Source organism: Umezawaea sp., from assembly GCF_057122925.1.
In genome coordinates, this window is record NZ_DBNGPQ010000062.1 from 1 (window position 1) to 18780 (window position 18780).

Annotated in this window: 10 protein-coding genes and 1 pseudogene; 3 read left to right on the plus strand and 8 right to left on the minus strand. The window is 72.7% G+C overall.

Features of this window, described 5'->3' with window-relative positions; genetic code table 11:
• A partial coding sequence (locus AC156L_RS14230; RefSeq protein WP_484406909.1) for a S8 family peptidase occupies nucleotides 1-933 on the minus strand: 933 nt, incomplete at its 3' end.
• Between the two features lie 496 nt (nucleotides 934-1429).
• On the opposite strand from AC156L_RS14230, the gene AC156L_RS14235 reads away from it, so the two are divergent.
• Nucleotides 1430-2236 carry a hypothetical protein gene (locus tag AC156L_RS14235; RefSeq protein ID WP_330882521.1) on the plus strand — a complete coding sequence of 269 codons (807 nt, stop codon included), beginning with the start codon at nucleotides 1430-1432 and terminating at the stop codon, nucleotides 2234-2236.
• Here the strand turns inward: AC156L_RS14235 and AC156L_RS14240 are convergent.
• The 7 genes and pseudogenes from AC156L_RS14240 to AC156L_RS14270 all read right to left on the minus strand — a co-directional run bounded on the left by AC156L_RS14240 (nucleotide 2233) and on the right by AC156L_RS14270 (nucleotide 10921).
• Nucleotides 2233-3378 (minus strand): acyl-CoA dehydrogenase family protein, encoded by a 1146-nt coding sequence (locus AC156L_RS14240; protein ID WP_330882523.1) that lies wholly within the window; start codon nucleotides 3376-3378, stop codon nucleotides 2233-2235. The genes AC156L_RS14235 and AC156L_RS14240 overlap by 4 nt on opposite strands.
• A complete protein-coding gene (locus AC156L_RS14245) occupies nucleotides 3375-5267 on the minus strand; it encodes an ATP-binding protein (RefSeq protein WP_330882525.1) in 1893 nt (630 codons plus the stop codon). Before AC156L_RS14245 ends, AC156L_RS14240 begins: the two co-directional genes overlap by 4 nt.
• A gap of 7 nt (nucleotides 5268-5274) precedes the next feature.
• Nucleotides 5275-6870 (minus strand): acyl-CoA carboxylase subunit beta, encoded by a 1596-nt coding sequence (locus tag AC156L_RS14250; RefSeq protein ID WP_330882527.1) that lies wholly within the window; start codon nucleotides 6868-6870, stop codon nucleotides 5275-5277.
• Nucleotides 6867-8009, minus strand: coding sequence for an acyl-CoA dehydrogenase family protein (locus tag AC156L_RS14255; protein WP_330882674.1), 1143 nt, complete (start codon nucleotides 8007-8009; stop codon nucleotides 6867-6869). Before AC156L_RS14255 ends, AC156L_RS14250 begins: the two co-directional genes overlap by 4 nt.
• Nucleotides 8010-8011: 2 nt before the next feature.
• Nucleotides 8012-9510: pseudogene (locus AC156L_RS14260) on the minus strand (acyclic terpene utilization AtuA family protein).
• 56 nt (nucleotides 9511-9566) lie between these two features.
• Nucleotides 9567-10316, minus strand: coding sequence for a TIGR03084 family metal-binding protein (locus AC156L_RS14265; protein ID WP_330882529.1), 750 nt, complete (start codon nucleotides 10314-10316; stop codon nucleotides 9567-9569).
• An 8-nt stretch (nucleotides 10317-10324) separates the two neighbouring features.
• Complete coding sequence (locus AC156L_RS14270) at nucleotides 10325-10921, minus strand: TetR/AcrR family transcriptional regulator (RefSeq protein ID WP_330882531.1); 597 nt, start codon at nucleotides 10919-10921, stop codon at nucleotides 10325-10327.
• A gap of 266 nt (nucleotides 10922-11187) precedes the next feature.
• On the opposite strand from AC156L_RS14270, the gene AC156L_RS14275 reads away from it, so the two are divergent.
• Both AC156L_RS14275 and AC156L_RS14280 read left to right on the plus strand, forming a co-directional pair.
• Nucleotides 11188-11991, plus strand: coding sequence for an SGNH/GDSL hydrolase family protein (locus tag AC156L_RS14275; protein WP_330882533.1), 804 nt, complete (start codon nucleotides 11188-11190; stop codon nucleotides 11989-11991).
• 261 nt (nucleotides 11992-12252) lie between these two features.
• Nucleotides 12253-18777: an SDR family NAD(P)-dependent oxidoreductase gene (locus AC156L_RS14280; RefSeq protein WP_330882535.1), complete on the plus strand. Its 6525-nt coding sequence runs from the start codon at nucleotides 12253-12255 to the stop codon at nucleotides 18775-18777.
• Nucleotides 18778-18780 lie beyond the last annotated feature (3 nt).

Sequence of the window (18780 nt, forward strand, 5' to 3'; positions counted from 1 at the left end):
CACGGAACCGTAGTTGGAGTAGCTGGCGCGGGCGTCGGTGCGCTCGGTGGCGCCGACGGTGATGGCCTGCGTGACGCGGGCCGGGGAGAACGTGGAGGCGTTGGCGTTGCTGTTGCCCGCCGCCACGCCGTAGGTGACGCCGCGCGCGATGGAGGTGCGCACCGCGTCGTCCAGCGCCGTGGAGGCGCCGCCGCCGAGGCTCATGTTGGCCGTGGCGGGCTTGACGTGGTTGTTGGTGACCCAGTTGATGCCCGCGACGACACCGGCGGTCGTGCCGGAGCCGTTGTTGTCGAGCACGCGGACGGCGACGATCCGCACGCCCTTGGCGACGCCGTACTGGCTGCCGCCGATGGTGCCCGCGACGTGCGTGCCGTGGCCGTTGCCGTCCTGGGCGATGTTGTCGTTGCTGACGGCGTCGTAGCCGTTGACCGCGCGCCCGCCGAAGGTCTGGTGGCTGATGCGGACACCGGTGTCGATGACGTAGGCGTTCACGCCCGCGCCGGTGGTGGTGTAGCTGTAGGAGGAGTTGAGCGGCAGGTTGGCCTGGTCGATGCGGTCCAGCCCCCACGACGGCGGGTTGGTCTGCGTCGCCTGGATGCTGAAGACCTGGTTCTGCTCGACGTACTCGACCGACGGGTCGGCGGCGAGGCGCTTCGCCTGCTTCTCCGACGCGCTCGTCGCGAAGCCCTTGAACCCGCCCTCGTACGTGCGGTCGATCTTCGTGCCGAACTTCGACGCGAGGGAGTCGGCGGACGCGGTGGAGAAGTCCTTGAGCTTCACGATGTAGCTGCCGGGGATGGCCTGGGGCGATCCGGCCGCCAGGATGCCGCCCTCGGCGGCCTGCGCCGTCCCGGCCGCCATGGTGATGGTCGCCGCGGCGACGATCACCGCACCGGCACCGGCCAACCAGCGCACCTGTCGTGTTTCGCGCATTCGTCTGTTCCTGTCGTTCGCAGGGAACGGTCGACGAAGTGACCCGCGGGCGGGGGAAGACGGGGACGACGACCGCATGTCACGCCCTGAGCAGGCGCTCCACGTCTTCCGAGGTTATTGGCGTTCCCAGGTGTCCGAAATAGACCAGATGCCCCAGCCGCTCCGAGGGCTCTACTGCACCGGGGCCACGACGATCGTCGTCATACCTTCGGCGGTACGCCTCCGACCGAGCACAGGTAATGAACAGGGCCGAAAGTCTCAAGAATCCAGTGTTTCTTTAACAGTGTCAGCATACGGAATTCTGCGGAACATCCCCGAACGGCTGTACCGGACCACTGTTTTGCCCCAGTAGGGTCGCTCCCGCTGAAGTTCCTTCTGAACGGAGTGGGTAATGGTCGGCCACACCACCGAAACGGCCGAGGAGTTCGCCGAAACACTGCGTGCCGCGATACGTGCGAAAGGCCTCAGCCTGGACCGCATTCGGCACCGACTGCACATGCGGGGCGCCCCGATCAGCATCACGGCGTTGAGCTACTGGCAGTCGGGCAGGCGCAGACCGGAAAGACCGGATTCGCTGCTCGCGTTGAGCCACCTCGAAGACGTGCTCGACATGCCGGAAGGCGCGTTGAGCCAACTGCTCGGCCCGCCGCGACCCCGTGGTCGTGGCCGAATCCGCCAGCCGGAACCGCAGGTGCAGGGCATAGGCCGGGACAACGTCCGGCTCGCCCAGCTGCTCGCCGGTGTCGACACCAGTTCCGACACCGGGCTGAACCGGGTCTCCCAGCAGGACCGCGTCGAGATCGGCGCCGAGGGCGGGACCCGGAGGGTGCGCTCGCGGCAGACCCTGCGAGCCGACCGCGGCGGCGTCGACCGGTGGGTGCTGGTCTACGACACGGACGCGCCGGGCAACCCCCTGCCGACCATCGGGATGCTCCGCTCGTGCAGGCTGGGGCGACTGATAGCGGACCCGACCAGTGGCATCCTGGTCGCCGAACTCCTGTTCCCGAGACCCCTGCGGCAGGGTGAGACGCTCGTGCTGGAGTACGAGCTGCTCCAGGGTGAGGCGCCCTACCCGGCCTTGGAGACCTCGCACTTCCGTCGTTTCCGCCTCCCCGTCCGCGAGTACGCGCTGGAGGTCAGGTTCGACAGCCGCAGCCTGCCCGCGCGGTGCGAGCAGTTCTGCACCCCGGACCTCGCCACCGGGGCCGCGGTCAAGGTGGACGACTGGGGCTACGCGCACGCGAAGGCGCGCGACTTCGGCCCCGGAATCTTCGGCATCCGCTGGGAATGGTCCTACAACTAATACGACCGGGGCAGGTTCAAGGTGTGCTGCGCCACATAGTTCAGGATCATTTCCCGGCTCACCGGGGCGATTCGCGAAATACGTGACGCGGTCAACAGCGAAGCGAGTCCGTACTCGGTTGCCAAGCCGTTGCCGCCGTGGACCTGGATGGCCAGGTCGACGGCCGTGGCGACCGCTTCACCGGCCGCGTACTTCGCCATGTTGGCCGACTCGCCCGCCGCCCTGTCCTGCCCCGCGTCGTACAGCGCCGCCGCCTTCTGCGTCATCAGCCTGGCCAGTTCCACCTGGATGGCGCACTGGGCGAGCGGGTGGGACAGGCCCTGGTGGGTGCCGATGGGCGCACCCCACACCGACCGCGTCCGCGCGTACTCGGCGGCCTTGTCCAGTGCCCGGCGCGCCATGCCGGTGGCGAACGACGCCGCCATGATGCGCTCCGGGTTGAGCCCGGCGAACAGCTGGGCCAACCCGGCGTCCTCGGAGCCGACGAGGGCGTCCGACGGCAGGCGCACGTCGTCGAAGAACATCGTGAACTGCTTCTCCGGCGAGACGATGTCCATCTCGATGGGCCGGTAGGTCAGCCCGGCGGCGTCCGTCGGCACGATCAGCAGCGCCGGACCGGTCGCCCCGATCGCCACGACCAGCACGGCCCGCACCTCGTCCACACCGGAGATGTAGTACTTGCCGCCGCTGAGGACCCACTCGTCGCCGTCGCGGCGGACCTTCGTGGTGAGCTTGTGCGAGTTCGAACCCGCGTCGGGCTCGGTGATCGCGAACGCCATCTTCGTGGTGCCCTCGGCGAAACCGGGCAGCCACCGCTCCTTCTGCTCGGCGGTGCCGAACCGGGCGATCACGGTCGCGCAGATCGCGGGCGACACCACCATGAGCAGCATCGGACTGCCCGCCCTGGCGAGTTCCTCGCAGACGGCGGCCAGGTCGCCGATGCCGCCGCCACCCCCGCCGAACTCCTCGGGAACCGCCACCCCGAGGTAGCCGAGCTCGCCCGCCTCGGCCCACAGCTCGTCCGTCTTCTCGCCCGCGCGGGCCTTGGCGGTGAAGTACTCCTGCCCGTAGCGGGACCCCAGGTCCGCCACGGCCGCGCGCAGCGCCCTGCGCTCGTCGGTCTCGGTGAAGTTGACGCTCATGACTCTCCCTCTGCGACTTCGTCCTCGGCCACGACGACCAGCACGTCGCCGGAATCGACCTGGTGCCCTCGGGTGACGCGCAGCTCGGCGACCGTTCCCGCCGTCGACGCGAGGACGCGGTGCTCCATCTTCATGGCCTCCAGCACGAGCAGTTCCGCGCCCGCCTCGACCCGCTGCCCCTGCTCGACCGCGACCCGCACGACCGTGCCGGGCATCGGGGCGACCGTCGCGCCCGGCGCCACCGTCGCCACCGGTTCGGGAAAGCGCGGAACGGACCGGAGCGTCACCGCGCCGAGGGGCGAGTCCACTTCGACCGAATCGCCGTAAACGCTGACGTGGAAACGGTTTCGCAAACCGTCACGTTCCAGCACGGCGGATTCCCCGTCGGCGGAGACGACGGTGAACGGCAGGCTCGTGACGATGCCGTCGCGGGTGTGCCGGTAATCGACTTCGACGTTCTCGTACCTCACGCGCTGTGGTTGCGAGGGCAGGTTGCGCCACCCGATCGGCAGAGCGCCGGTGTGCCGTCGTGCCGCCTGCGTGAGCGCGGCGGCCAGTGCGCTGCCCGTCAGGTCGCGTTCGCGGGCCTCGGTGAGGCGGTGCTCGTCGAGGAAGCCGGTATGGGTCTCCCCGGAGAGGAACGCGGGGTGCCTCAGGACGTCCACGAGCAGGGCCCGGTTCGTGACCAGGCCGTGGATGCGGGCTGCCGCGAGGGAGGCGGCGAGCTTGCGGGCGGCGCTCGTGCGGTCCGGCGCCCAGGCGATCACCTTGGCCAGCATCGGGTCGTAGTGCACGCCGACCACCGAGCCGTTCTCCACGCCGCTGTCCACGCGGACGTCGCCGGGCACCTCGAACCGGTGCAGGGTGCCGCTGGCGGGCCGCCAGTCCCTGGCCGGGTCCTCCGCGTACAGGCGCACCTCGATCGCGTGGCCGTTCGGCGCGGGCGGCTCGGCGGGCAGCCGCGCCCCCTCGGCGACGGCGATCTGCCACGCCACGAGGTCGACGCCGAAGACCAGCTCGGTCACCGGGTGCTCGACCTGGAGGCGGGTGTTGACCTCCAGGAAGTGGAAGTCGCCGTCGGAGAACAGGAACTCGACCGTGCCCGCGCCGACGTACCCGATGGCCTCGGCGGCGGCGGTCGCGGCGGCGCAGAGCCGCTGCCGCGCCCCAGGGTCCACGGCGGGGCTCGGCGTCTCCTCCACTATCTTCTGGTGCCGCCGCTGGATCGAGCACTCGCGCTCGCCCAGGGTCCACACCGTGCCGTGCGCGTCGGCGAGCACCTGCACCTCGACGTGCCGCGCGCCCTCCAGCAGCGGTTCGCAGAACACCGTGCCGTCGCCGAACGCCGACTCGGCCTCCCGGCGCGCGGCGGCGACGCCGTCGGCCAGGTCCGCGCGGGACCGCACCTCGCGCATCCCCCGGCCGCCACCGCCCGCGGACGCCTTGACCAGCAGTGGGAAGTCTGCGTCGGTGACCGCGTCCGGGTCCAGTTCGGCCAGCACGGGCACACCCGCGGCCGCCATCCGCTTCTTCGCCGCGACCTTGGAGCCCATCGCCTCGACGGCCTCGGGCGTCGGACCGACCCACACCAGCCCGGCGGCGAGCACCGCGCGGGCGAAGTCGGCGTTCTCGGACAGGAACCCGTAGCCGGGGTGCACGGCGTCCGCGCCCGCGCTCACGGCGGCGGCGACCAGCAGGTCGGCCCGCAGGTACGTCTCGGCCGGGGTGGCGCCGGGCAGCCGCACGGCGGCGTCGGCCTCGGCGACGTGCGGCGCGTCGGCGTCCGGGTCGGAGTGCACGGCCACCGGCGAGATGCCGAGTTCCCGGCACGTGCGGATGATCCGGCGGGCGATCTCGCCCCGGTTCGCGATCAGCAGTGTCTGGATCATCGCCCCATCACATCCGGAAGACGCCGTAGCCCTCGGCGCCCTTGATCGGTCCGCTGTGGATCGCGGACAGGCAGAGGCCGAGGACGGTGCGGGTGTCGCGGGGGTCGATGACCCCGTCGTCGTAGAGCCGCCCCGACAGGAACGCGGCCAGGGACTGCTGCTCGATCTGCCCCTCGACCACCTGCCGCATGGCGGCGTCGTGCTCCTCGTCGTAGTGCTGCCCCTTCGCCGCGGCGGCCTGCCGCCCGACGATCGACAGCACGCCCGCGAGCTGCGCGGGGCCCATGACGGCCGACTTGGCGTTGGGCCAGGTGAACAGGAACCGCGGGTCGAACGCCCTGCCGCACATGCCGTAGTTGCCCGCGCCGTAGGACGCGCCCATGGTCACGGTCAGGTGCGGCACGGTGCTGTTGGACACGGCGTTGATCATCATCGCGCCGTGCTTGATGATGCCGCCCTGCTCGTACTGGGCGCCCACCATGTACCCGGTGGTGTTCTGGAGGAACAGCAGGGGCGTGTCGGCGGAGTTCGCGAGCTGGATGAACTGGGTCGCCTTCTGCGACTCCTCGCTGAACAGCACGCCGCGCGCGTTGGCCAGGACACCGACCGGGTACCCGTGCAGGTCGGCCCAGCCGGTGACCAGGCTGGTGCCGTAGCCGGGCTTGAACTCGTCGAACCGCGAGCCGTCCACGATCCGCGCGATCACCTCGCGAGGGTCGAACGGGATCCGCTGGTCGGTCGGCACCAGCCCCAGCAGCTCCTCGGCGGGGTACGCGGGCTCCTCGACGGGTTTCGGCGCGGGGCCGAGCTTGCGCCAGTTCAGCCGCGCCACGATCCGGCGGGTCAGCCGGATCGCGTCGACCTCGTCCTCGGCGACGTAGTCCGCCAGGCCCGACACCGTGCCGTGCATGTGCGCACCGCCGAGCGCCTCGTCCTCGGCCTCCTCGCCGGTCGCCATCTTGACGAGCGGCGGACCGCCGAGGAACACCTTCGACCGGTCCTTGATCATCACCACGTGGTCGGACATGCCCGGCACGTACGCGCCGCCCGCCGTGGCGTTGCCGAACACGGCCGTGATCGTCGGGATGCCCGCCGCCGACAGCCGGGTCAGGTCGCGGAACGCCCGTCCCCCGGGGATGAAGATCTCCGCCTGGCTCGGCAGGTCCGCACCGCCGGACTCGACCAGGCTCACCACCGGAAGCCGGTTGGCGAAGGCGATGTCGTTGGCGCGGAACGTCTTGCGCAGCGTCCACGGGTTGCTCGCGCCGCCGCGCACCGTCGGGTCGTTCGCGACCACCAGGCACTCGACGCCCTCGACGACGCCGATGCCGGTGACGATGCTGGCGCCGACCGGGAAGTCCGTGCCCCACGCGGCCAGCGGCGACAGCTCCAGGAACGGGCTGTCCTGGTCGAGGAGCAGTTCGATCCGCTCGCGGGCCAGGAGCTTGCCGCGCCCGTGGTGCCGCTCGGTGTACTTCGGGCCGCCGCCCGCGAGCGCCTTGGCCTGCTCGGCGTCCAACTCCTCGATCTTGGCCAGCAGCGCGGCCCGGTTGTCGCGGTACTCCGCCGATCCGGTGTCCAGCACCGAGCGCAGCGCGGTCATGACGTGAACCCCAATCGTCGTGCGGCCAGCTCGGCCATGACCTCGGTCGTGCCGCCGCCGATGCCGAGGATGCGCGAGTCGCGGTAGTGCCGTTCGACCTCGGCGTCGCGCAGGTAGCCGAAGCCGCCGTGCAGCTGCACGGCCTCGTCCACCACGAAGTCGCACGCGGCCACGGCGGCGTTCTTCGCGAAGCACACCTGCGCCACGCACTCGCGGCCCTCGGCCACCATGGCGGCGACCTCGCGGGTGTAGGTGCGGGCCAGCTCGATCCGCTGCGCCATCTCGACCAGCTTGTGGCTGACCAGCTGCCGCTTCACCAGGGGCTTGCCGAAGGTCTCGCGGGTGCGGACGTGGGCGAGCGTCAGGTCGAGGCAGCGCTGGGCCGTGGCGTAGGCCTCCACGGCCATGGTGATCCGCTCGACCTGGAACTGCCGCATGATGAGCGCGAACCCGCCGTTCTCCGGGCCGACGAGGTTGGCCGCGGGCACGCGGACGTCCACGAAGGACAGTTCGGCGGTGTCCGAGCAGTGCCAGCCCATCTTCTCCAGCCTGCGCACGACCTGGACGCCGCTGTCGACCACGAGCAGGCTGATGCCCTCGTAGCCGGGGCCGCCGGTGCGGACCGCGGTGGTGACGAAGTCCGCGCGGGCGCCGGAGGTGATGAACGTCTTGGTGCCGTTGACGACGTAGTGGTCGCCGTCGCGGACGGCCGTGGTGCGCAGCGCGGCGACGTCCGAGCCGCCGTCCGGTTCGGTGATCGCCAGGGAACCGATCAGCTCGCCGTCCAGCGTCGGCCGGACGAACCGGTCGACCAGGTCGGGGCTCCCCGCGTCGACGATGTGCGGCAGGGCGATGCCGTGGGTGAACAGGCCCGCGACCAGGCCGGAGGAGCCGCCCGCCTGGATGATCTCCTCGGTCACGACCACGCTGTCCAGCAGGTCGCCGCCGCTGCCGCCGACCTCCTCGGCGAAGCCGATGCCGAGCAGGCCGATCCCCGCGGCGGCGCGGTGCAGGTCGCGCGGGAGTTCGCCCGCCCGTTCCCACGCGTCCAGGTGCGGCACGACCTCGCGCTCGGTGAACCGGCGGACGGTGGCGCGCAGCTCCCTGCGCTCGGGTGTCCCGAAGAGGTCGGCGGTGATCGTCACAGCAGCTCCTCCGGGATGTCGACGTGCCGGGAGCGCAGCCACTCGCCCAGCCCCTTGGCCTGCGGGTCGAAGCGGGTGGACGAGGCCACGCCGTCGCCGAGCAGACCGAGCAGCACGAAGTTGAGCGCCCGCAGGTTCGGCAGCTCGTAGCGGACGACCTCACCCGCCTCCGGCAGGAGTTCCTTCAGCCGCGCCGCGGTCAGCTCCCGCGCGAGCCACGCGTAGGCCTCGTCGGTGCGGACCCAGACGCCGAGGTTCGCGTCGCCGCCCTTGTCGCCGGAGCGGGCTCCGGCGATCGTGCCGAGTGGTGCCCTCATGCGGTGACCACCTTCCCGTCGGGCAGCACGGCCCGGTGCTCGACCCGGTCACGGGGCACGAACGCGGCCCGGTACACGCCGAACGGCGTGCCGTCCGACGGCGGCGCGGTGACGTGGAAGCCGGGGTAGGACCCGAGCGCGAGCTCGACGGCCGTGCGGGAGAACGCCTTGGCGCGCTTCGGGTCCGGGGTCTTGATGGTCACGTGCAGCAGCGCGCTGGCCGTCTCCTCGGTGTCCGCGTCCTCCCGGTCGGTGCGGGCCAGCGTCCACGTCAGACCGTCCGGGCCGAGCGCGCCCTCCAGCTGCCGCCGCACGAGGTCGGCCTTCGCCTCGACGTCCAGTCCGCTGAGGACGAACGTGGTGCCGTTGCGGAAACCGCCGATGCTGTTCAGGCACACCTTCAGCGTGTCCGGCGGTGGGCTGCCGCGCACCCCGGAGATCCGCACGCCACGCGCGTGCGGTTCCAGGGCGATGGTGTCGAAGTGGCTGACGACGTCCGGTCCGGGGTAGGCGGGGTCGCCGATCTCGTAGAGGAGCTGGGCCGTGACGGTGTCGACCGTGACCGCTCCCCCGGTGCCGTCGTGCTTGGTGATCACCGACGAGCCGTCGGCGTGCACCTCGGCGATCGGGAAGCCCGGCCGGTCGACGTCGATCGAGGTGAAGAACGAGTAGTTGCCGCCGGTCGCCTGGGTGCCGCACTCCAGCACGTGGCCCGCGACCGTCGCGCCGGCCAGCGCGTCCCAGTCGTCGCGCGCCCAGCCGAAGTGGGCCGCGGCCGGGCCGACCACGAGAGAGGCGTCGGTGACCCGGCCGGTCACCACGACGTCCGCGCCCGCCCGCACGCACTCGGCGATGCCCCACGCACCCAGGTAGGCGTTGGCGGTCAACGACTCCGGGAAGTCGGCCCGCAGGTCGTCGCCGGTGACGACGCCGATCTTCGCGCCCACCCCCAGCTCGTCGATGGCGGCGGCCAGCCCCAGCGGGTTCAGGCCGCCCGCGTTGGCGACGACCGTGACGCCGCGCTCGACGGCGAGACCGAGGCAGTCCTCCATCTGGCGCAGGAACGTCCTGGCGTAGCCCAGGTTCGCGTCCCTCATCCGGTCGCGGCCGAGGATGAGCATGGTCAGCTCGGCGAGGTAGTCGCCGGTGAGCACGTCGAGGTCGCCGCCCTCCAGCATCTCCCGCACGGCGCTGAGCCGGTCGCCGTAGAAGCCGGAGGCGTTGCCGATCCTGATCACGACCGCGCCCTCCCCCCACCGGGAGGCCCCGCGAACGCCTGGGCGATCGGCAGCCACTCCCGCGCCACCGGACCGACGGCCGTCACGTCCAGGTCGTCGCGGTGGCGGCGCTGGGTGACCAGCAGGCAGAAGTCCAGCGCCTGCCCCGTGACGCGGTTCTCCGCGTCCTCGGGGCCCCACGTCCACACGCCCCCGCCGGGTGCCGCCAGCTCGACCCGCACCGGGTCGGTGGGCGGCGCGAGGTTGTTCACCAGGAAGGCGAACGCGACCGTGCGGGCGCCGATGTGCGCCACGTGCCGCAGCCGGTCGGACGGCGCGCGGACCACGCCGAGCGCGTCGGCGACGTCCTGCCCGTGCGCCCACGTCTCCATCAGCCGGGCCGTCGCCATCGACGTCGCGCTCATCCGGGGGCCGAACCACACCAGCTTCTCGCCCGCGGGCACCTCGGCCAGCGCGGCGGACAGCTCGTCGCGGCCCGTTCGCCAGTGCGCCAGCAGGTCCGGGCGCTCCGCGCCCTCGGCGGCGGCCCGGTCCACCGTGCGCTCGTCGTACCCGGCCAGCCCGGCGGTGAACGCGTCGGGGTCGCGCACGGCCAGCAGCGACGCCCGGTCCGTCCACGCGAGGTGGGCGACCTGGTGGGCGATCGTCCAGCCCTCGGCCGGTGTCGGCACCGACCAGTCGTCCAGCGGGGCGACCAGGTCGTCCAGCTCACCGCTCTCGACGCGGAGGTCGTGGAGCACGTCCATGATCACGTTCAGCTCTCCTCAAGGGCGGCTTCGAGCATCGTCGCCCAGTGCCGGACGATGCCCTCACGGCGTTTGCGGTCGTCCGCGAGCTGGTTGGCCAGCGCCAGGCCGCGGACCAGGTCGAGGGTGATCTGCACGGCCTCGCGGACACCGGGCCGCGACTCGTCGAGGCCCAGCAGCTCCACCGCGAGCCGGTGCGTCTCGCGGCCGATCCTGGCCTGGAGCGGCAGCACGATCGTCTTCAGCTCCGGGTCGGTGCGCGCGGCGACCCACAGCTCCAGCGCGGCGGAGAACAGGTCGCTCGCGTAGAAGTCGGCGATCAGGCCGACCACCGCGACCGGGGCTCGGCCGACACCGATCGCGCGGGCCTTGAGCTGCTGCACGCTCTCCGCGCCGAGGTGCTCGACGGCCGCGGCGACCAGCTCGCCCCTGGTGCGGAAGTGGTGGAGCTGCGCGCCGCGGGACACGCCCGCGCGCTCGGCGACCAGGATCGTCGTGGTGCGCGACCAGCCCCGCTCGACCAGGCAGTCGACCGTGGCCTCCATGAGCTTGCGCCTGGTCTCCCGGCTGCGATCGGCCTGCCGCTGCCTCGCCTCGACCACCATGCCGCCGAGTCTGGCGGCCCACTAACAAACAGTCAAGCCTGATTGTTAGTGGGCACTCCGCGCCGGGGTGGTCCGTCCGCGACGAGGGGTGCGGACCCCCGCAGGTCGTGCGGATCCCCGCAGGTGGGCCGGTGGCGTAAGGAGGTAGCGACTGACCCGACCGTACGCACTTCGGTGAATTCTCGATGCGCCCCCTTTCGCTCACCGTGATCGACCGCTAACTCTTGGACGCCGTTCCCCCCTGCCCGGTGATCTACGGAGAACCAATGCGAGCGTTCCGCGCCATCGTCTTGTCAACCCTGGCCGCCCTGTCCCTGCTGGTGGGAACCACGTCCGCCGCGTCGGCCGCCCCCGCCGCGATCGGCAAGTACGTGGCACTCGGGGACTCCTACGCCGTCGGCGTGGGAACGTACGGTTACGACGACCCCAACGACCCGTGTCGCCGGGGGCCGTTCGCCTACCCCCGGCTCTGGGCCGCGGCCCACCCCTCGACCGCGTTCGTCGAGGCGTCGTGCTCCGGCGCCGAGACCGCCGACGTGCTCACCTCGCAACTCCCGCTCGTCACGCCGGACACCTCGCTGGTGACGATCCAGGTCGGCGGCAACGACGCCGGCTTCGTCGACGTGCTCGTCGGCTGCACGTTCGGGTCCGACGCGGACTGCGTCGCCCGCACCCAGGCCGCGAGCCAGGTCGTGCGCACGACCGTCGCGCCCGCCCTCCAGAAGACCTACGCCGCCGTGCGGGCCAACGCCCCCTCGGCACGCGTCGTCGTCATCGGCTACCCGCGCATCTACAAGCCGGGCGGCACGTGCTTCGGCCAGTTGAGCGCACCCAAGCAGGCCGCGATCAACGCCTCGGCCGACGTGCTGGCGAGCGTGACGGCGGCGCAGGCCTCCGCCGCGGGCTTCACGTTCCTCGACGCCCGGGCGACGTTCAGCGGTCACGAGATCTGCACGTCCGACTGGTACCTGACCGCGCTCGAAATCTTCAAGCTCAACGAGTCCTTCCACCCGAACAAAAAGGGTCACCAGCTCGGGTACTTCGCACCCCTGAACGCCATTACCGGCTAATCCGTCCGGCCACGAAATACCCCTTGGACCATTGTGTCCGAGGGGTATTCGCCATGCTCCGACCAGGACGTGACGATCACGCGTCCAATTCGTGTCAAACAGACAAAACACCAGTTCAAGCCACCTATCGTGTTACGGGAAGAGAATTAACATGTGAGCGGGATTGCAAGTTTTCAGGCCGCAAACGCATTGACCTGAACGAACCGGACCGCTTAACTCCGAGTAGTCCCTGTCACTCTTTCGAGTGTTACTGGAGTGAGAATGCGCGGGTTGATACACGGAAGCGGCACGGACGATCTGGTGATCGCGCTGAACCCGTTCTCGGCGACCTCCCCGAGGATGACGGCCGCCGCGGCGCGCGCCGGGGCGCTCGGTGTGCTGGACCTCGGCGCGGGTGACCGGAAGGCCCGGTCGGCGCTCGCCAGGACCGCCAGGTGGGCCGGTGGGGCGTTCGGCGTGCGGTTCACCGCCGGCTGCCCGCTGCGGGCCCCCGACCTGCCCGAGCAGGTGACCACGGCCGTGCTGGCGCTCGACGCCGACCTGGTCCCCGCCGACCTGCCCGGCCTGCGGGTGCTGGTCGAGGTGACCTCGCGGGAGCAGGCCCACGACGCCGTCCTGGCCGGTGCGCACGGCGTCATCGCCCGCGGCTGCGAGAGCGGTGGCCGCGTCGGCGACCTGGCGACCTTCGTCCTGCTGCAACAGCTCCTGGCCGACCTGGACGTGCCGGTGTGGGCCGCGGGCGGCATCGGGCCGAACACGGCCGCCGCCGCGGTGGCCGGTGGCGCCGCGGGCGTCGTGCTGGACGTCGGGCTCGCGCTGCTCGCCGAGTCGGAGCTGCCCGCCGACGTGACCGGTCCGCTGGCCACGATGGACGGTTCCGAGACGACCGTCGTGCACGGGCACCGCGTGCTGCTCCGCAGGGGCCCCGGAGCCCAGGCCCCGCCGGACCTCGCCGCGCTGTCGGGTCCGCTCGACGGCCGCTTCCCGCCCGTCGGGCAGGACGGCTTCCTCGCCGCCGTCTTCCGCGACCGCTGGGGCACCGTCGGCGCGGCGGTCCGCGGCGTGCGCGACGCCGTGGTCTCCGCGCTCGCCGACGGCGCCGCCGCGCTCGGCCCCGACTCCCCCGGCGCGCGCTCGCTGGGCACCGCCCTGCCGATCGCGCAGGGCCCGATGACCAGGGTCAGCGACCAGCCCGCGTTCGCCTCGGCCGTGGCCGACGGCGGTGGCCTGCCGTTCATCGCGCTGGCGCTGTCGACCGGCGAGCAGACCCGCGAGGTGCTGACCAGGACGCGCGACCAGCTCGGCGGCTCCCCCTGGGGCGTCGGCGTCCTCGGTTTCGCCGCCGAGGACGTCAAGAACGCCCAGCTCGACGTGATCCGCGAACTGCGGCCGACGCACGCGATCATCGCGGGCGGCCGTCCGGCGCAGGCGGCGGCGCTGGACGAGGTCGGCGTCACCACGTTCCTGCACGTGCCGTCGCCCGGTCTGCTGCGGCAGTTCCTCGCGGCCGGGGCGCGGCGGTTCGTGTTCGAGGGAGCCGAGTGCGGCGGGCACGTGGGGCCGCGCAACAGCTTCCCGCTCTGGGAGGCGCAGCTGGCCGTGCTCGCCGAGCACCCCGCCGACGACGTCCACGTGCTGTTCGCGGGCGGCATCCACGACGAGCGGTCGGCCGCGATGGTGGCCGCGCTCGCCGCACCGCTGACCAGCCGCGGCGGCTCGATCGGCGTGCTGATGGGCACGGCGTACCTGTTCACCGAGGAGGCCGTGCGGGCCGGGGCCGTCCAGCCGCTGTTCCAGCGGCAGGTCGTGGCCGCCGAGCGGACCGAGCTGCTGGAGACCGCGCCCGGCCACGCGACCCGGTGCGTCAGCAGCCCGTTCACCGACGAGTACGCCGCCGTGAAGCAGGAGCTGCGCGACCGCGCCGTGCCCGACCGCGAGGCGTGGGAGCGGCTGGAGCGGCTCAACGTCGGCAGGCTCCGCCTGGCCAGCAAGGGGATCGAGCGGATCGGCGACGTGCTGTCCGAAGTGGACGAGGCACGCCAGCTCGACGAGGGCATGTTCATGGCCGGTGACGTGGCCGTGCTGCGGTCCGAGGTCACGACGATCGCCGCGCTGCACGAGAGCGTCACCGGCGGGGCGGCGTCGTTCGCCGCGCTGCGGGCCGCCGAACTCGGCCTGGTGGCACCGGGGCTGGACCTGCCCGTGCCCGAGCCGCTGGACATCGCGGTCGTCGGCATGGCCTGCATGTTCCCGCAGGCTCCCGACCTGCCGTCGTTCTGGGCGAACGTGCTGTCCGGCGCGGACGCCGTGACCGAGGTCCCCGCCGTCCGCTGGGACCCGGCCGTCTACTACTCCCCCGACGGCGACGGCGACCGCACCCCGTCGCGCTGGGGCGGGTTCCTGCCCGAGATCCCGTTCGACCCGTTGAAGTACGGCATCCCGCCGACGTCGCTGGCGAGCATCGAGCCGGTGCAGCTGCTGGCGCTGGAGGCGGCGTCGCGGGCGCTGGCCGACGCCGGGTACGCCGACCGGCCGTTCGACCGGTCCCGCACGTCCGTGGTGTTCGGCGCGGAGGCGGGCAGCGACCTGTCCAACGCCATGACCCTGCGCACGGTGCTGCCGAGCTACTTCGGCGACGTGCCCGCGGGTCTGCGCGACCAGCTCCCGACGCTGACCGAGGACTCGTTCCCCGGTGTGCTCGCCAACGTGATCGCGGGCCGGATCGCCAACCGGCTCGACCTCGGCGGCGCCAACTACACCGTGGACGCGGCCTGCGCGTCGTCGCTGGCGGCGGTGGACGTGGCCTGCAAGGAACTCACGAGCGGCACCAGCGACGTCGTGCTGTGCGGTGGCGCTGACCTGCACAACGGCATCAACGACTACCTGCTCTTCTCCTCGGTGCACGCGCTGTCGCCGACCGGCCGCTGCGCCACGTTCGACAGCTCGGCCGACGGCATCGCGCTCGGCGAGGGCGTGGCGTGCGTGGTGCTCAAGCGCCTCGCCGACGCCGAACGCGACGGCGACCGGGTCTACGCGGTGATCAAGGGCGTCGGCAGCGCGAGCGACGGCCGGTCGCTCGGCCTCACCGCTCCCCGGCCGGAGGGCCAGCGCAACGCCCTGGAGCGGGCCTACCGCAACGCGGGCATCTCGCCGTCCGAGGTCGGGCTGGTCGAGGCGCACGGCACCGGGACGGTCGTCGGCGACCGCACCGAGCTGGCCACGCTCACCGACGTGTTCGTCGAGGCGGGCGCGGGTGTCGGCGGCTGCGCCGTCGGCTCGGTCAAGTCGCAGATCGGCCACACCAAGTGCGCCGCCGGGCTCGCCGGACTGATCAAGACCTCGTTGGCGCTGCACACGGGCGTCCAGCCACCGACGCTGCACGTGAGCAGGCCGAACTCCGCGTGGGTCGCGGACACCAGCCCGTTCACCTTCCACGCCGCGCCGAGGCCGTGGGCGGCCGAGCCCGCCGACCGGGTCGCCGGGGTGAGCGCGTTCGGGTTCGGCGGCACGAACTTCCACGTGGTGCTGCGCGGCCACGACGGCGCTCCGCCGCCCGCGCACGGGCTGGACGAGTGGCCCGCCGAGCTGTTCACGTTCCGCGGCGAGGGCGCGGTGCGGGCCGCCGAGGAGCTGCTGGAACTGGTCGACGCGGGCGGGTGGCGGCTGCGCGACTACGCGGCGAGCGCCGCCGCGCGCGCGGACCTGGCAGGCGGCGAGGTGCGGTTCGCGGTCGTGGCGTCCGATGTGGACGACCTGGCCGGGAAGCTGCGCCGGGCGCTCGCGGGCGAGGACGCGCCGTCCGAGGGGATCTTCCAGGCCTCCGGCGTGTCCGGCGAGGTCGCGTTCCTGTTCCCCGGTCAGGGCAGCCAGCGGCCCGGCATGTTCGCCGAGCTGTTCGTCGCGTTCCCGGAGTTGCAGCGGCACCTCCAGGTCGGCGCTCGGTGGGCCGACGTCCTGCACCCGCCGACGGCGTTCGACGCCGAGGAGCGGGCGGCGCAGCAGGCCAGGCTGACCGACACCAGGGTCGCCCAGCCCGCGCTGGGGATCGTCGGACTGGCCGCGCACGACCTGCTGGCGATGGCGGGCGTCGAGCCGGACATGCTGGCGGGCCACAGCTTCGGCGAGCTCGTCGCGCTGGCCGCGGCGGGCGCGCTGCCCGCGGAATCCCTGCTCGCGCTGAGCGCCGCGAGAGCTGAATCGATCCTCGCCGCGACCGGCGCCGATCCGGGCGCGATGGCGGCCGTGACCGCGCCCGCCGCGGACTTCGAGGCGCTGCTGCCCCCGTCGGTCGTGGTGGCCAACCACAACTCGCCCGCGCAGACCGTGGTCTCCGGTCCGACCGCCGACGTCGAGGCGGCGGTGGAGTCGTTGCGCGCGAACGGGTTCAGCGCCAAGCGGATCAAGGTCGCGTGCGCGTTCCACAGCCCGCTGGTCGCCTCGGCCGGCGAGGCGTTCGCCGAGGCGCTGACCGACGTGCGCGCGCCGGAGCTGCCGGTGTGGTCGAACCGGACCGCGGCGGTCTACCCCGAGGACGTGCGCGCGGAACTGGCCGCGCAGATCGGGTCGCCGGTGCGGTTCGCCGACCAGGTCGAGGCCATGTACGCCCACGGGGCGCGGGTGTTCGTGGAGGCCGGGCCGGGGTCGGTGCTGTCCGGCCTGGTGTCCGCGACCCTCGGCGACCGGCCGCACCGGACCGTCGGTCTGGAGTCGCACGGGCAGGGCCTGCGCGGTTTCCTCTGCGCGCTCGCGCGGCTCGCCGTGGCGGGCGTCGCCCCGCGCACCTCGTGGCTGCACCGCGGACGCGACTCGGTCGACGCCTCCGCGCCCCGCACGACCCGTCCGGCGGGCTGGACCGTCGACGGCCACCTCGTCCGCACGGCCGCGGGCGTCATCCCGACGGGCGCGCTGCGTCCGGCCGAACGCGTTCAGGAGATCCCCATGGCGGCCCACGGCGGCGGCGGTTCCGACGAGGCGCTGATCGCGGAGTTCCTCCGCGGCAGCCGCGAGATGATCGCCGCGCAGCGGGACGTCCTCCTCGGCTACCTCGGCGCGTCCGACCGGGTTCCGGTCCAGCGCGCTCCCCAGCCGCAGCCGGTCGTGCTCCAGCCCGTCGTCGTCGAGCACGCCCCGGTGGCCGTCGCCCCGACGAGCGTCCTGGAGTCGGTGCTGGCGATCATCGCGGAGCGCACGGGCTACCCGATCGACATGATCGAGCCGGACCTGGACCTGGAGGCCGACCTCAGCGTCGACTCCATCAAGCGCACCGAGATCGCAGGCGAACTCGCCATCCGACTCGGCGTCACCGCCGACCTCGACCAGCTCTCCCGAGCCCGCACCGCCGCCGCCATCACCGCACTGCTGGGCGGAGGCGGAGCGCCCGCGCCGAAGGCGGTCGCGCCCGCCGGGGCCGAGGCGGTGGTGATCGCCCCGCGGCGGCTGGTGATGACGGAGTTCGCTCTGCCGGCGGCGGTCGCTCCGGAGTCGTTGGCGGGACAGCGGTTCCTGCTCGTCGGTGACGGCGGGGAACTCGCCGCGACGCTGGTGGGCCTCGGCGCCGAGGTCACCCGCGACCCGGCCGAGCGGGTCGACGGCGTCTTCCACCTCGACCGCGACACCGAACTGCCGGAGGCGTTCCCGCTGCTGCGGGACCTGCTGGCGGGCGGTCCTCGCCACCTGGTCGTCGTGGGCGGCGGTGACGGGCTGCGCGGGTTCACCCGCAGCGCGGCCAGGGAGTACCCGGACACGGCGGTGAAGGTGGTGGAGTTCGACGGCGAGGTCCTGCCGGACGCGCTGGTCGCCGAACTCGGCGCCACCGACGGCGAGGCCGTCGTGCGGATCACCGACGCGGGCCGGGTCGGGCTGCGGATGGTCGAGACCGACCTGGGGCTGCTCGGCAGCTCCGGCGCGGGCCCGGCGGGCGACGGTGCCGCCGAGGCGCTGGCCATCGGGCTGGACCGCGACTCCGTGGTGCTGCTGGTGGGGGGCGCGAAGGGCATCACGGCCCGGTTCGCGGCCACGCTGGCGAGCGCGAGCCGGTGCCGGATCGAGCTGGTGGGCCGCACGGCGCCGCCTGCCGAGGACGAGCCGCCCGCCATCGCCGCGGCGGCCGACCCCGCCGCCCTGCGCGCCGCGCTGATCGCGGGCGGACTGCGGGTCCCGGCCGAGATCGAACGGGAGATCGGGCGGATCGAGGCCGTGCGGGAGGTGCGCGACACCGTCCGGCGGCTGACCGAGCTGGGCAGCGCGGTCCGCTACCGCTCCGTGGACACGCGCGACGTCGAGGCCGTGCACCGCGCGGTCAAGGAGATCCACACCGAGCACGGCAGGCTGGACGGCGTCGTGTACGCGGCCGGGGTCATCGAGGACAGGCTGATCGCGGAGAAGACCGCGGAGTCGTTCGGCCGGGTGTTCGGCACCAAGGTCGACGGCGCCAGGACGGTGCTCGACGCCGTGGACGACCTGCCGAACGGGCCGCGGTTCGCGGTGTTCTTCGGCAGCATCGCCGCCGTGCTGGGCAACCGCGGCCAGTCCGACTACGCCGCCGCGAACGACGCCCTGGAATCGGTGGCGCGCCGGTGCTCCTACCGCGCGCTGACCGTCCACTGGGGACCGTGGGCGCCGACCGGGGTCAACAACGGCATGGTGACGCCGGAGCTGATGCGGTCCTACGCCAAGCGCGGCATCAAGCTGATCGACCCGGAGGAGGGCGCGCTCAGCCTGCTGCGCGAACTCGCCTGGGGCCCGGAGGAGCTGGACTCGGTGGTCTACACGGCATCGGGCTGGTGACGG

Excerpts from the sequence above, each read along its gene's own strand:
- AC156L_RS14235 (WP_330882521.1), top strand. The coding sequence starts at position 1,430 with ATGCGGGGCGCCCCGATCAGCATCACGGCGTTGAGCTACTGGCAGTCG.
- AC156L_RS14240 (WP_330882523.1), bottom strand. The coding sequence starts at position 3,378 with ATGAGCGTCAACTTCACCGAGACCGACGAGCGCAGGGCGCTGCGCGCG.
- AC156L_RS14245 (WP_330882525.1), bottom strand. The coding sequence starts at position 5,267 with ATGATCCAGACACTGCTGATCGCGAACCGGGGCGAGATCGCCCGCCGG.
- AC156L_RS14250 (WP_330882527.1), bottom strand. The coding sequence starts at position 6,870 with ATGACCGCGCTGCGCTCGGTGCTGGACACCGGATCGGCGGAGTACCGC.
- AC156L_RS14265 (WP_330882529.1), bottom strand. The coding sequence starts at position 10,316 with ATGGACGTGCTCCACGACCTCCGCGTCGAGAGCGGTGAGCTGGACGAC.
- AC156L_RS14270 (WP_330882531.1), bottom strand. The coding sequence starts at position 10,921 with ATGGTGGTCGAGGCGAGGCAGCGGCAGGCCGATCGCAGCCGGGAGACC.
- AC156L_RS14275 (WP_330882533.1), top strand. The coding sequence starts at position 11,188 with ATGCGAGCGTTCCGCGCCATCGTCTTGTCAACCCTGGCCGCCCTGTCC.
- AC156L_RS14280 (WP_330882535.1), top strand. The coding sequence starts at position 12,253 with ATGCGCGGGTTGATACACGGAAGCGGCACGGACGATCTGGTGATCGCG.